Origin of the sequence: Mycolicibacterium helvum (genome assembly GCF_010731895.1) — a bacterium.
GTDB lineage: Bacteria > Actinomycetota > Actinomycetes > Mycobacteriales > Mycobacteriaceae > Mycobacterium > Mycobacterium helvum.
Genome location: NZ_AP022596.1, coordinates 5376153 through 5390797, shown reverse-complemented (window position 1 = coordinate 5390797; position 14645 = coordinate 5376153). Strand labels below are relative to the sequence as shown.

The window sequence follows — 14645 nt, the reverse complement described above, 5'->3', positions numbered from 1 at the left end:
CACCAAGCTTTCTCGTCGCCATAACAAGACTAATGAGGTCTCATTATATACTTCGGGTCGGAAATGCGTACGATCGGGCGATGCCCTCGGAGTCGGACCGTATTCGGGAACGGGCACGCACCCGCGGCCGGAACAGCAGCGGGGTGGCGACGCGTATCAAACTGATCACTACTGCGGAAGCGATGTTCGCCGATCGCGGAATCGATGCCGTCAGCCTCAACGAGATCAGACTTGCCGCCGGCCAAAGCAACGCCGCGGCGGTGAACTACCACTTCGGATCCAAAGAGGAGCTGATCAAGGCCATCCTCGAAGACCGTCTCGAACGTATCGACCAGGATCGGGGACGGTTGCTCGACCAGGCGCGCTCGGGCGATCAGCCGGTCGAGCTCAGACGCCTCCTCGAGGCCTTGGTTCTGCCTCAGGTTGGCAGTATTGAGCGGGGGGAGCGCCATGTCGAGCTGGTGGCTCAGCTGTTGTTTCACGGATACGGCGAACCAGGCGGGCACGCGTGGATCTTGGCCGACCCCTCGTTGACCGAGCACGGACAAGAGCTCAATCAGCTTATTTGGGGTTATCTATCACATCTCCCCGAAGCCGTCGCCGCGGCGCGGCTTCGTTTTCTCTATATCAGTTGCCTGAACGCTGTTGCCGACCATCAGCGACAACGGACAACCGCAACTGATGCGCCGCCCACCGCGATGTTCGTGTCGGACCTCATCGATTCGCTGACTGCGATCATCCACGCGCCGGCGTCGGCGGAAACTGTTGAGGCATTGCGTCCTTGACGGCGTCCGGTCATTCAGACTTGAGCGCAGCCCGGAGAAGTTCCTGACCTGGTAGCGATTCCAGATCGGATTCTACTGTCACCGAATGCAATCGACCCTTCCACACAAACGGTGGTCGATACAGCTCGCATACCGGCAGTCCGCGGTCTCGGCCCAAGAACATTGATGTCCCGCCATGCTGCCACACATGGGGCAGCGTCACCCGGGCCATCACAGAGCCGACGACGGTATCGTCGATCACCGCCTCCACTCGGGTTCCGCCGTCGAGGCGATGTAACCGACAGCCTGCGCTGTGGCGGCCCTCCACCAGTAGCCGATCGGCTCGCACCATGCTGTCGCCGCCCGGGGCGGCGACAGCAATGTGCAACCTGGACTCGATCACAAATGCCGCCAGCCCTCCGGTCCAGTTGCCGATCGCAAACAACACACCGTTGGCATCCTCCGGCGGGACCTCGACGTCAGCGAACAACCGGCTGTACAGCAAGGGGAGTGCCTCATCGGCGACCGGCCCCCCCGACGGGCGCAACACCACACGCTGCCCGGGCGGGAATTCGGGCCATACCATCTCCGCCGCTCGCGTCACCAGCGAATCACTCAGTGGCAGAACGTTGTAGCGAGCGGCCTCGGCTTCCCACCGCGCGGCCAATCGCGATACCACGTCGGGGTGACTCGCCGACAGGTCGTGACCTTCGGAGAAGTCGTCGACCCGAAACAACGACCATCGATCGGCGGCGAAGTCCCGGCTTCCTTCAAGCAGCGCTTCCTCGTCCATCACGCCTTGGGCCACATGATCGGTCGTGGCCTTCCAGCCATCGGCAATGATGGATCGGGAACCTACAACTTCGAAGTACTGGGTGGATCGGGGTTCGGGCGCCGCCGCGTCGTGAAATGTCCGCAACAGGCTCGCCCCATGCATTCCGCCCTCGGAGCTCTCGGCAGAGGCCGAAGGCTGAATTGCACAGGCTTCCAGGACTGTTGGCATGACGTCGATCGCGTGCGCAAACTGTGAACGGACAGCGCCGCCGTCACGGATGCCCTGCGGCCAATGCACGATCAGCGGGACGCGCGTGCCGCCCAGCCAGGCATAGCGCTTCCACAAACGGAAAGGGGTATTGCCAGCCCACGCCCAGCCCCACGCATAGTGTGGATACCCTGACGTGCCACCCCAGTCCGGTAGGCGATCGAGATTGTCGGCCAGCGACTCTGGCACCCGATGCGTGAACCGATGTTCGTTGCTGGTGCCCGCCACGCCCCCTTCTGCACTGGCCCCATTGTCGGACATGACGAGAACGAGCGTGTTGTCCAAGATATCGAGTTCTTCCAGAGTGCGGATCAATCGATCGATCTGGCTGTCGGTATGACTCAGAAAGCCCGCATACACCTCGTGCATCCGCGCATACACGGCACGTTCGTCTGCAGTGAGGGAGGTCCAAGCCGGAACCCAATCCGGCCGGCCGGTGAGCGTGGTACCTGCGGGCACCACGCCCTCGGCGAGCTGTCGAGCGAACACCTCGTCTCGCCAGGCGTCCCAACCGATGTCGAACTGCCCCGCATAGGCGTCGGCCCAACTCTTGTGTACATGATGCGGTGAGTGCATGGCCCCCGTGGCGAAGTACAGGAAGAACGGCTTGCCGGGCGCTGACTGTTGCTGGCTGACCACCATCCTGATCGCCTCATCGGTGAGGTCCTCGGTCAAGTGGTAGCCGGCTGGGCGCACATCAGGGCCGTCAAGATAAGTGTTATCTCGAACCAGTTGTGGGTCCCAATGATTCGCGTCGCCCAGCAGGAAGCCGTAGTAGCGCTCGAACCCGAGTCCCAACGGCCAGCGGGTGAACGGACCAGCACTCGTTCGTTCGCCGCGCGGCGCCAGATGCCATTTGCCGACGGCCATCGTGCTCCACCCGGAATCCCGCAGCAAGCGCGGCAGCGTTGGCGCCGAGGCCGGAATCTTGCCGGTGTAGCCCGGGTGGACAGTCGGGATGTCGGCAAGGAAGCCCATCCCGACCGAGTGGTGGTTGCGGCCAGTGAGCAGGCATGCTCGTGTCGGCGAACACAATCCAGTGACATGAAAGCGGCTGTATCGCAACCCTTCGCGAGCGAGGCGATCAATGGCCGGGGTTCGAATATCTGATCCGTAGCAGCCCAACTGGGCATAGCCGAGGTCATCCAGCACGATCATGACCACATTGGGGGCGCCCGGACGCTTGGCCGCGTCGTATGTATCCATGCTGACTCCTCGCCTCACAGGAACACATTTAATGGTACCTCATTAGTATGAGTCAATTGCCTCAGGATCGTCGCCTAGATCAACCGGAGGTGGCAGTCCATGATTGTTGATTAGCGCGCTAGCTACGCCCCAATCGCGGGGTCAAGCCTGCGACAGACTCTCGCGCCCTCGACCAGGGGCGACGATAGCGCGCGCACCTGATGATGACGGCACGGAACACCCAAGCGGATAGGGGATCTCGATCGATCGAACCTGATATATGGAAATTGTTGGGCTCGAGTTGGCCGGCGAAGATCAGCGCCAATGTCCTGGCCAGTCCACCGATAAGTGAGTAATGAATAGCGTTGGTGGACAGCGACTCCCGGCGGACTCCACGCCGATGAGTGCAGAGATGAAGGCCGCCGTGTTGCATTGGATGGACGGGCTGATCGACACGCCGTGCGCGGAAAGCACGGCGTATGCCCGGCCGGCGGGCTTGTTGCGCCGCAATCCCCGAGAAATGGTCGACGGGGCTCGTCCGAGTCGGTCGGCAATCGCGCGCAACGTCAGCCCAGATTGGCTAGGCGCGGTATTACCTGCTCGCCGAGGCGTCGGATGAACCCGGCCGGATCCGGGTTACCTGGCAGCGGTCCGACGTTGACTAGGTCAACACCCAGGCCGGCGAGGGTCTCGGCGGTCCGCATGAAAGCGTCACCTGTGAATGGATCGGCGGTGAATAGCGCTGCGGTCAGACGGATCTCGGCGAAGTCGCGACCTACGTCATCGCAGTGTCGCCGCAGGACATCGATCTTATGGGCCAGTTCCTGCGGATCGGAGGACGTTGTGTTCCACATGTCGGCGTACTGGGCGACCAATCGCAGCGTCTTCTTCTCACCACCGCCACCGATAAGAATGGGCGGGCGACGCACTGGCCGCGGAGCGCAGATCGTCTCCGCCAGCTGATAATGCTTCCCAGTGAATGGACCGTTGTCGTCGCTCCACATCTGGGCACAGATCTGGAGAGCCTCCTCGAGCATCTCGAACCGGTCGCGCAGCGACGGATACGGCACTCCGAGAGCGATGTGTTCGCGCTCGTACCAGGCCGCTCCGATGCCCAACATCGAGCGACCACCGCACAAGACATCAAGTGTGGTAACGATTTTCGCCAGTACTCCCGGATAGCGGTAGGTGACCCCAGTGACCGCCATGCTTAGCGTAATCGTTCGCGTCTGGCCGGCGAGGTAACCCAGGCTGGTGTATCCCTCCAGGAACGGATCCTCGGCACGTCCGGCGCCTTCCATCTGGAATAGGTGATCGGCGAGGGTGAACATAGCGGCCCCGGCCTCTTCTGCAGCCCGTGCCGAGTCCGCGAGCATCATCGCAAGTCGGGCTGGTTCCCCGGGTAGGAAGTCAATATAGTGTACGCCCAATTCCATTGTCTAAGTGCTTCTTTCGCTTGTGGCGCGGTCGCTATGGCGACCAGTCGCTGTGTCGCGCTGGTCCGATGGCCTACCACTGACACTAATATATGCAGTCTTAACTGTCTACTTTTGCCGGTATGCATCTGGCTGGGTCACCGGCACTCGACACGTCGTGTAGTCGTGCCGGATCTCCGAAGGTGTCAACCTGCCGACTTCGATGATGGCGTTGTCGAGCGCCGCGTGAACGTCGAGATCCTCGGAGACCTCAGTATCGCGCGTTGGGCTCACGAGCTTGCCGCGCTAATAGTCGGGCGCGGCTATCGGGCGTATGGCATTGCGGTCGCCTGCAACGCTCCATAGCGAAAGCGACTATCGAGCCAAAATTAGCGTGGTCCAGTGGATTTGCACGATACACACTGCAGCAGCGGAGAGCCGAGCCCGAACCCACTTCGATCTTTTCGCGCATCTTGTCGGCGCATGCGGGGCTTTCGGGCATCCCCACTTTCACTAATGTTCGGTCGTCGCTGAAGTATCCAGTCGGCGCGGCGGCGGGCTTCGCTTACACCACACTGATTGCGGAGTCGCTGCTTCCTGACTGGGGAAGTGCCGTGACGATCGTCAGGTTGTAGTCCGTTGCCCCCCATGCCTTCATGAATCCACTGAGGCTGAATTCCTGCCCCCCGCTGTCCAACGCGCTGTCGTTGACCCACACCTTGCCGTTGACCGTGTCCACCCTGAGCACTTGGATCTGGTGGTTGTAAGTGGTGAAGTCGGGATTCGCCGATGGGGCACGCCAGCCGGCCCGCGACGAATACAGCGAGTTGCTGTTGATACCCACGGTGATCGCGCTGCCTTGCGCCAGGGCGGCGTCCATGTCGTTGAGCGCACGCTGCCCGTCGGCGGCGGTCGCCCTGGCGATCCGGTTGCCATTTGCGTCGTAGGTCGCGTAGTCGGTGTTAACCGCTGTGACCGCCCAGTGCTGCTCCAACAACCGCGGGGCATCTTTGGGTGACGCGCCCAGCTCGATCCGCTCGCTGAGGTACATCTTTCGCCCAGGGGAGGCGACGCTATCCAGTTCCTTGGCCCACTGAACGACAGTGTCCTCGGCCACGGTTGAGGATCCGGTGACTTGAGCCGCCGCCATCGCCGACGCCATCAAGAGGCAGTTCCCGTAGCTTTGTAGCCGGTACAGCTGCGCCAGCTCCACCACGTTGCCGCCGTAAACGCCTGTGCCGGTGACGGTCACGTTGACCTGCCGGTCGATGGTGTCCGGCTTGGCGATCCCGAGCGCGACCGCGACCGAGTGCAGCGTCGACTGGACGAAGCCGGCGAAGCCGGGCAACTTCGCGCTATCACCATTGTTGACGGTGATCACGAAACTGTCGCTGATGCCTGAGTTTACGAACTCCGGATTCGCGACGTAGCTGTAGCGGCCGGTCTTCTCGTCGAACGTGAGCGTGCCGTACTTCGGCTGCGTCTTGATGGAGTAGGTGACTGGGAAACCGTTGTTGCCGGCCGCATTGAGGTCCACAGTGATCAGCTTGGTGGGCCCCCACTGGCTCCACACACTCGGTGCCACGGTGGGTGCCTGGTTGAAGAAGATGTAGGACAACTGGTGGGTCATCGCGGTCCACATCGATTGCAGCGCAGCAAACGGGGACGCCGAGGCTGCCGCGGCAGCGCGGGTCAGTTTGGCTGTCGCAGAGTCGCTTACGGTCACCACAGCTGCGGCGGACGCCGAAGCTGGGGAACCGTCTTGGCCCCGGTTCCCGCCGTTGCCGTACTGACCATTGTCGCCCGCCGTGGCGTACGTGCTGGTGCCGCCGGCGCCGTATCCACCGCCGCTACCGCCGCCACCGCCGCTGCTTTGGCGGGGGCCACCGGTGCCCCCCGCTCCGCCGTCACCGCCGTTGCCACCATTGCCGCCGTCGCCGCCGTCGCTGTATTGGCCTTGACCGCCCTGGCCACCCGCTCCCGCGACACCGCCGGTTCCGCCGTCGCCGGCGGCGGTGGTGGCGGTTCCGGCGCCACCGGCACCGCCCGTGCCACCGTTGCCGCCGTCGCCGCCCTGGCCGCCGGTACCTATGCCCCAGCCTGCTCGCCCACCGCTGCCGCCCCAGCCGCCGTTTCCGCCGTCGCTATTCTGACCGCCTGAGCCGCCTTTTCCGCCGTCACCGCCCCGGCCGCCGAGACCACCAGTCCCATTGGAGTCGTTGGTGATTCCACCGTTTCCACCACCGCCGCCTTGGCCGCCCTGGCCGCCGACACCGCTGGCGCCGGCCGACCCGCCCGACGGCATTACGAACAGGTAGGCGCCGCGGCCAGGCTTTCCACCCAGGGCTCCGCCGGGTCCGCCGTCGCCCCCGGTGCCCCCATCGCCGGCGTTTATTCCGTTGCCGGTGCTGACGTTGTAGGTGGCCGTCCAGTAACTGAAGCCTTTGCCGCCGGTGCCGCCCCAGCCGCCTTTGCCGCCGTTGCCACCGTTGCCACCGACGCCGAAAAGCAGACTCCCGTTGCCGCCGTTGCCGCCGCTGCCTCCTTCGGTGCCGGAGAACCCGGCGTAGCCATTCGGATCCTCCGCGGTGCCGTTGTCGCCGGCGCGCCCTTGTTGGCCGATACCACCGGCGCCACCGGCGCCGCCTCGGCCAAACACCGACAACACCCCCACGTCACCGCCGTCGCCACCGTCACCGCCGCCGTAGCCGCCGGCGCCGCCGGCGCCGCCGTTGCCCATCCACAGACCGCCGCGTCCACCATGGCCGCCGTTGCCACCGACGTCGGCTCCGTGGCCGAGAAATGGGCTCTCGCCGCCAGTTCCGCCGACGCCACCGGTGGCGTACAGGGCGAAAATGCCGCCGTTTCCGCCGTTTCCGCCGTTCCCGCCGTAGGAGCCCTTGCCGCCGACGCCGCCGTTTCCGGCGACACCACCCAGCGACATCACCCCGGTATTGCCACCGTTGCCGCCCGCGCCTGCCTTGCCGCCGTATTCGATGGCGTCGCCACCGATGCCGCCGGTCCCGCCATTGCCCACGAACGCGCCACCGTTGCCGCCTCTGCCACCGTTGGCGCCCACGGCTCCGAGGGCCACGCCGGCATTTCCGCCTCTTCCGCCCCTACCGAACAGACCGGCCGATCCGCCGTTTCCGCCCGTGGCCCCGCCCTGGGTTTGCGTACCGTTGCCCCCGGCGCCGCCGTTGCCCGCGATCAGGCCACCGTTGCCACCGTTGCCGCCGGCGCCGTTGTTGATGCCGGTGGCACCAGAGCCGCCTTTGCCGCCGTCGCCAAACCAGCCTGCAGCGCCGCCATTTCCACCGTTGTATCCGTTACCGCCGTTGCCGAGCAGGCCGGCGCGGCCACCGTTGCACGCGCTCGTCGGGCAGGTGTCGGCGGTGTAGGAATAACCGTTGCCGATGATGATGCCGCCGTTGGGATGCGCGGCGGTGCCGTTGCTGAAGAAAACGCTGAGTAGCGAATCGAGGCCGCCACCAACACCGACCTGCGCGGACCTCGGAGTTTTCGCGACTGAGACCGTTGAGTCGATCGCAGGCGACTGGGTGGCGACTTCGGCGCTCGTATCGGTGGGCGGGGCGACCTCGCTCGTGCGACTCGTCTGCGCCGACACTGCACTGGCGGGGGAGCCGGGCTTGGTGGTCTCGCTGGCGCCAGCCCCGGAACTACGTGACGAAATCTTTGTCTGAGATGGAGTTTTCGCCGTGCGAGCGGGACCGGCGTGCCCTGTTGCCTTCGAGGATGTCTTGCCGGTCGACGGGCCACTCGACGAAGTCGATCCGTTCCTGCCGGACGCCCCGGTGTCCGCGGCGGCCACCGCGGCTGTAGACGCGATCGCGGCACCGATGCCTAGCGCCACAGCCGAAGCGCCTACCCAGGTCAGTACTCGCTGGTGCCCAAAGGCGCCGAACCTCGAAGAAGCCATACCACCGAATTCGGCCGGCAGGACACGCAGGTTCCCCACGACGTCGGCAACGATTTCGCAGCGCTGAGTCGAACTCATGTCGGCAACTTCCCCCGGTAGTAGCCAAGATTGCATGTGCCGCCCGCGCACAGGCTACTGACAGCAAGTCAGCAGCATAAATGGATTTATCTCACGTGTCTATAACTACCTCGAAAGTTCGCCGGCCATGTTGGATGTCGTTCGCCGACAACCGCTTCGCATCAGCGGTATCCCGCACCGGTCGCAACGGACCGGTTCCCATTGTTCCAAAATCGTCTGGCGCATAGGCCAATCAGTGAAGTCGCGGCCCCTCGGAGCGCAAGGTGGGGTGTCGTGGAAGACCTCGTCATACGGATGGGCCGCCTTGTCCTCAGCGAAGGTGAGGTAGCCCAGGCGTTGCCGCCTCCGGGGCAGAGGTGACCGTAGCGTGTGTACACGACGAGGACGGCGACAACATCACGCCGCCGCAGGCAATGCTTCACCAGATGCAATATGCAGTAGTTTATTGCTAACCCGCCGTATTCGATTTCGCTGTATTCCTTGCCGCGGTGGGCCGGCGGATTGCCACCGGCGACCTGCCACAGGCTGTCAGCACGGTTGCTCCGGATTGAATCGCTGCAATTGGCAGCTCAGCGGTTTGATGGTTGGTCCGAAACTGGTTCGCCCGGACGGGGAGTGGGCGCGTCCCGTTCCGTCGGCCAGCGGCCATCGGGGATACCCATGGGGCCGAGGCGCGAGACCGTGCGACTTGTCAGGCGAGTCCGCGCGGGCAGCGGTGTGTCGGGAGCGTGCGTGGCCTCAGTGTTTGCGAGGTCGCTGAGCGAGTGGCGCCCGGCTCTGCTGTACCGCGCTACAAGCGCACCGCCGATCGAAGCTAGGTGGTCGCGCACGCCCTGCGGGCCGGTGACTTCGAGCCATTCAGTGAGCCAGGCAAGTTCGCCTGCGAGGGCGTACTCGTTGTGGCCGCGGATCACGATCTCGATCCGGCCGTCGGGCGTGGAACCGCCAACTTCGAGGCGGCCCCCGAGCACCATCCGGAGCAGACCGAGCCCGTCGGGAGCGCACATGGCCTGGGCCTCGAGGGGAGTGCGCTTTCGATCGACCTCGTCGGCGATCTCGCGCCAGCTCTCGGCAAGGTCGAATCCCTCGGGCCGTTCGACGGCATCGTCGGTCAACTCGACCGACGAGACACGGTCGATCCGGAAGGTCCGTCGACCGGCCTCCGTATTGGAGACCAGGTACCACGTCGAGCCCTTGGCGACGATGCCCAGTGGGTGCACGGTCCGCTCGGTCTCCGAGCCCTTACGGTCGACGTAGCCGAGCCGTACCTGGATACCGCGGATCACCGCCTCTTGAAGTTCGTCGAGAAACCGGGGTGGTCGGGGCTCGGACTGGCTGGATCCCCAGCGTCGCGGGTCTACGACAACTGATGTCGCGGCCGCCTCTGCCTGCTCCCGGAAGGGCTCGGGCAGCGCGCGTACGAGTTTGCGCAGAGCAGCCTTCACGGCCGGGGTTACCGTCGAGGCGGGTCCGGCAACCAGAAACAGAGCGCGAGACTCGCTCGCCGTCAGGCCGGACAGGTCGGTGCGACCGCCGCCCAGGAGGCGCCACCCGCCCCCTCGTCCCTGCATGGAGTACACGGGAACCCCGGCGCCGCTCAACGCTTCGAGGTCGCGGCGGGCGGTGCGCTCGGACACCTCCAGCTCCAGAGCGACCTCCGATGCTGTGACCTGCTCGCGCTGTTGTAGAAGGAGGAGGATGGCTACTAGCCGGTCGGCTCGCATGCGACCTCACTTCCACATCAAACTGGCCACAAGGTGACCGGTTTAGGTCGGCACAATGGTGCCATGATCACATCGACTAGTTCCACCACAGACCACCTCAAGGATCCCCGGCCAATCCTCGACCGTGCCATCGCCACCAGCGGGGTCGTCATTGCCGGCGTCCGGCCAGAGCGACTCACGGACCCGACGCCATGCACAGACATGGACGTGCGAGCACTGCTCGCCCACCTCATCGGCGTGCTTGACCGGGTTGCCGCGCTCGGCAACGGCGAAGATCCCTTCGCAGTCACCGACACCGCTGTCGCCGACGATCGCTGGCTCGATGCGTGGCGGGAGTCGGGGAGACGAGCCGCGGATGCCTGGAGCGACGACGCCGTGCTCGAACGCCCCATGGCACTGCCGTGGATCGAAGGCAACGGCGCCGAGGTGCTGGCGTCCTACTTCTCCGAGCTGACTGTCCACACGTGGGACCTTGCGACAGCGACCGGTCAGCAGCCCGACTGGGACGACACAGTCGTCGCCGCGGCGTTCGACGGGGCACGCCAGATCCTCCCGGCCGAGAACCGCCGAGCTCTCTACGAGGAGATCTCGGCCGCGAGGGGCCTAGACAAGGTCGGCGTCCCGTTCGCCGAGGCTGTCCCGATCTCCGACGACGCCCCCGCCATCGACCGCCTCGTCGCCTGGAATGGCCGGGATCCACTCCGCCGATCCTGACGGGGCGATGATGGCATTCCTCGGCCTTGCGCGATAGGCGAGAACCGTTGGGCCGCTGGGCAATACCACTTTCACTTTACCGGTAACCCGCCATGTTCGGTTCGGTCGTATTCGTCTGCGGGCGTGTGCGCAATAGCGATGCAGTTGAGGCTGGGGGAGTGCGGTACCGCGATGGTGCGTGTGAGGGTCCCGCTGCCGGGCGTGGGCCGCCAGCCCGTTGCCAGTCGTGTCCTGAGGGGCACCACACCTACACAGTGGGTGGCGCCGCCAGGCCGAGTGGTTCAGCCCAAGCCGTAATAGCGTCCTTACGGGAAGTGTGCAACCGCCGCACGTTGAGTTCGCCATCTGGTCGAAGAATCATCGGCTCGGGTACGCCGAAGTCACCGAGCAGATCAGCGGCGATGTCGTAGGCCACCTGCACAGTTCGACGTTCGTTGCCTACCAGTTCGTCCAAGAAAACAGTGGTGTCAACCGGCTGAGTTTGGTGTGGCATCAGGAACGAGCCATCTGCAATCGTGTAAACATTCCAGTTGTCATCGGCGGCAAAGCTAGTCGGCTCCCACATTTGCGCTGGCGTGACGACGCGGCCGGAACCGGTCTGCTGCCGGGGGAGTTGGTGGGCACGGACCAGCAACTCACCAGCTGCGCCGGTATCGGCGGCATGCTGGGCTAGCATCCACAACAGGGCCAGCAGCTGAACTTCTAGGGCGTCCTGCAGGATGGCATCGGCGCTAGGGTCCTTGCCTGCAGCCACGAGCGCACCATCGTTGGCGAGTTTGTGGTCACGGTCCGTAGCAGCGAATCCCGCACCGTTGTAATACAGTTCGGCATGCGGATGTTCGGATCGGCCGGCGTATCCGATGTGTTCGGTCAAGATCGCGCGGGCTCGGCCCGCAACGAGGCGGCCAGAAACGGCCTGGCCGTTGCGGAACGGTGATGTGGCTATCGGCGCCCACACGGAGTGGGTGAAGCCGATCTCGGCCGCGAGTCGTTCACTTCCGACGCCGCGGGAGCCGAGCACCAACGGAGCCACGCTGACCGCTAGCCACGGAGAGCGCCATCCCGCGATCCTTGCCAGGCCTTCGGTGTGAATTTCGTCGAGCCGAGTGCTCGCGGCGGACTTGCTCTGAAATCGGTCGGCGTAACGGACGCTTAACTCATGCTCAGACAGCCAACGCGTTGTCGTGCCAGCCCGCACCGGATAGCGCAAACTTCCGTCGCTACCAGGCTCGACGACCGCGTGTGGGGCCTGCGAGCTCGCCGGAACTATAAGCAGCAGGAACCCGTGACCAGCCTGGGGAGTAGGGATGGCCCGAAGCTCCACACCGTGCACGAATGGGTGGATCCGACTGGCCATGACCTGCTGAATGTGGCGTTGAATCTGATCACTGATATCGACCGGCTTCGCGAAGCTGGCGCAGCCATCGTCTTCGGCGACACCGAGTACGAGCAGGCCGCCACGGCTGTTCGCAAAAGCCGCAACGTCCTTGGCGAGCTCGTCCGGCTCATCGTGATGGGCTTGCTTGAAATCGAGGTCGTCGCCCTCGGGAATGCGCGCGGCAATGGCTGCGCGGATAGCCGGCTCATCGAGCTTGTCCAGTTGGCACCCGAATAGTTTTGCGAGGCGCGGAAAATTCTGCACACCTGTCAGTGTCCTCCATCCTGCCAAACCCGGGTTGCGGAGTTGTCGTTGCACCCGGTCTTTGTTTGGATATCGCATTGTCCGTCAGCCACGTTCGGCCGCGGACCCCGCGCATAGAGCCAACCTGGTTGCGGGCGCAACGGGCTGGAGTTTCGTGATTCATCCGATGAATCACTCATTGCGGCGCATGACCAAGGCACGCGGAGCTAATCGGAATATCCTGGGGCGCACCGAATCATACCCGTTTCTATGCATATCACCATGGCCGAACTGGGTGCGATGGATTTACTAGCGGTAGGTAATGCTTTGTTGTTATGCAACGGCATCATCATCATTCATATATGGGGGAAGAAATAATGACGACGACTGTCCGGTCTCAGTGATGTTGTCATCCGCCACCTGCAGAAATGCCATCTTGACTGAGACGATTGCGATCTTGTTTGTCTCAGTGAAGTTGTCAATTCCGTAATGGCGACCCAGAAGGCTGACTGGCGGCCGCGTCCGCGTACACGTCACGCTCGAGCATTTGCGGCCCCCGTCGAGATACGCCGGCCATGTCGCAAGAAGCAATGCGCCCCGCCTCATGCGGAACTGGACTCACCGTGGCCTCCGCCCTCCCAGGTCCCAGTGATGAGCCAGAGTTCGTAGTAGAACAGCCATTCGCTGGTCCACGGGACGGTAGTGCGCGCGATGTACATGCTGGGTGACCATTCACCTGGGAGGTGCAGGCACAGCTTCTCGCCTGGAAACGTATGGGGCAGTTCGTCAGCCGCGCTATGGAGTTGCAGTTCCGGCGCGATCACGCTTACCTCGGGCAATGCACCGAGCCGGTAATCGATCTTGACTCTGTAGTGGCGGGACATCGGAGTCGGTTGAAGGTCAGCGGTCATGGTCAGGCGTGTGCCGCGCCTGAGCGTGATCGTCGCGTCAGGAAGGAGATTGCGGAGGGCGAATGCCTGTTGGCTGACGTTCAGGTACTCATTACGCCGGGCCACGGCCGTAGAACCCGTGCCGGGGAGTTGGGCGCGTCGAGCCGATCACGAGTGCACCTGTACCTGAGGAGATTCCGAGCCTTGCCTGCCCTCTCAAGTCCACGGTGGTCCGCGCCCAGTTGGCCGCGGACTTCTCGAGCACCCCTCGGTCAAACGTATCGCTGAGGCGGTCGACGAGGATGTCGAGACCTGAATCTCTTGCTTCGGAGGCGATTTCGATGTCTCGTTGGACCCTACGAAGCCAGCCGTTGAACGCTTCTCGCCGATGAGCGGTGTCGGGTTCGTTCCACTTGTCGACGAAATTCTCTTTGGGCTGAGCCGGATTGCGCACCAGCCAACGTCCTTCGGACTTCAAAATGTAGTTCGGCATTCCGTCGATCACCTCAAGGATGGCCGCGCCGAGATCGTCTTGGCCACTGTAGGCGTGAGCTGCAAGAGTCGTGATCAAGATCGACGGGGGTCGGTTGTCGATGTCGTCGGCGAAATCGAGGTAGCAGTGCCACTTCAACACCTGGACGAGTCGCTGCAGTGTTGAGCGCACCGCCCAGTTTGGGACATCGGCAACGTTTTCAGCGCGGGCGCTGGCGGCGATCTTGCGTCGCATCTCCTCGGACTGATCGCGGAACCAGATCGCGTAGTCCTTGGGATTCGCGTACTGCCATGGCCTCAACTTGGTGTCGGTGAGCAGGATCCCGTTCGGTGACTTCTTGAATTCGGTGTCGATGACCGCCGGCAGCACGTCGAGATGAAATCCCTGACTGGAGTAGGAAAGCGTCCAGCATCGACGCTTTTCGGAGAAGTCATCGGGTGCGTCCTCCGCGCCGACTTTGTGGTCGTTGTAGGCCTCGAGCATGTCACCGACGCGCTCCTTCAGCTCGGCTTGGGAGGTTTCGTCCTTGGTGATCCCGTCGCGGAAGACGAGGTCGATGTCGTATTCGGTCTGCTGGGGTGGGTTGATGGCGGTGCCGAGCAGGAAGCTCCCTTGCGGGTAGATGCTGCAGCGATCGCCACCGTTGTCGGCGAGGAATTGGCCGACGTCCTGGTAGCGCGCAACGACGAGATCCCGGAGATGGGGTGGGATGTCGAGAAGGTCTACTGCTCCCGTGAGTAGGGCTGACAGTGGATTCATCGTCGGGGTGGTCATGAGCT

General features: G+C 63.8%; 10 protein-coding genes. 2 read left to right on the top strand and 8 right to left on the bottom strand.

The annotated features are described in order from the left end of the window. Positions 1–80 precede the first annotated feature (80 nt). Positions 81–785, top strand: a complete 705-nt coding sequence (locus G6N38_RS25300; protein WP_163750802.1) for a TetR/AcrR family transcriptional regulator — start codon at positions 81–83, stop codon at positions 783–785. A gap of 10 nt (positions 786–795) precedes the next feature. Here G6N38_RS25300 and G6N38_RS25295 read toward each other — a convergent pair whose 3' ends face one another. The 5 genes from G6N38_RS25295 to G6N38_RS25275 form a co-directional block, all read right to left on the bottom strand. After that, entirely contained in the window at positions 796–3012 is a 2217-nt protein-coding gene (locus G6N38_RS25295; RefSeq protein ID WP_163750800.1) for an arylsulfatase, read from the bottom strand. Between the two features lie 294 nt (positions 3013–3306). Beyond that, a complete protein-coding gene (locus tag G6N38_RS31270; protein WP_407662819.1) occupies positions 3307–3555 on the bottom strand; it encodes a helix-turn-helix domain-containing protein in 249 nt (82 codons plus the stop codon). Between the two features lie 2 nt (positions 3556–3557). Further along, positions 3558–4427, bottom strand: coding sequence for an LLM class F420-dependent oxidoreductase (locus tag G6N38_RS25285; protein ID WP_163750798.1), 870 nt, complete (start codon positions 4425–4427; stop codon positions 3558–3560). 544 nt (positions 4428–4971) lie between these two features. Further along, on the bottom strand, positions 4972–8424 hold the full coding sequence (locus G6N38_RS31060) for a hypothetical protein (RefSeq protein WP_163750796.1): 3453 nt from the start codon (positions 8422–8424) through the stop codon (positions 4972–4974). A gap of 569 nt (positions 8425–8993) precedes the next feature. Further along, positions 8994–10148, bottom strand: a complete 1155-nt coding sequence (locus G6N38_RS25275) for a helix-turn-helix transcriptional regulator (protein ID WP_322790545.1) — start codon at positions 10146–10148, stop codon at positions 8994–8996. A 63-nt stretch (positions 10149–10211) separates the two neighbouring features. Here G6N38_RS25275 and G6N38_RS25270 point away from each other — a divergent pair, with 63 nt between their 5' ends. Then, on the top strand, positions 10212–10862 hold the full coding sequence (locus G6N38_RS25270; protein WP_170314185.1) for a TIGR03086 family metal-binding protein: 651 nt from the start codon (positions 10212–10214) through the stop codon (positions 10860–10862). Between the two features lie 247 nt (positions 10863–11109). Here the strand turns inward: G6N38_RS25270 and G6N38_RS25265 are convergent, their stop codons facing one another. The 3 genes from G6N38_RS25265 to G6N38_RS25255 all read right to left on the bottom strand — a co-directional run bounded on the left by G6N38_RS25265 (position 11110) and on the right by G6N38_RS25255 (position 14640). Then, positions 11110–12504 (bottom strand): AlbA family DNA-binding domain-containing protein, encoded by a 1395-nt coding sequence (locus G6N38_RS25265; RefSeq protein WP_163750792.1) that lies wholly within the window; start codon positions 12502–12504, stop codon positions 11110–11112. Between the two features lie 581 nt (positions 12505–13085). After that, entirely contained in the window at positions 13086–13499 is a 414-nt protein-coding gene (locus G6N38_RS25260) for a type II CBASS E2 protein (protein WP_163750790.1), read from the bottom strand. Next, on the bottom strand, positions 13486–14640 hold the full coding sequence (locus G6N38_RS25255) for a nucleotidyltransferase domain-containing protein (protein WP_163750788.1): 1155 nt from the start codon (positions 14638–14640) through the stop codon (positions 13486–13488). Before G6N38_RS25255 ends, G6N38_RS25260 begins: the two co-directional genes overlap by 14 nt. Positions 14641–14645: the final 5 nt, after the last annotated feature.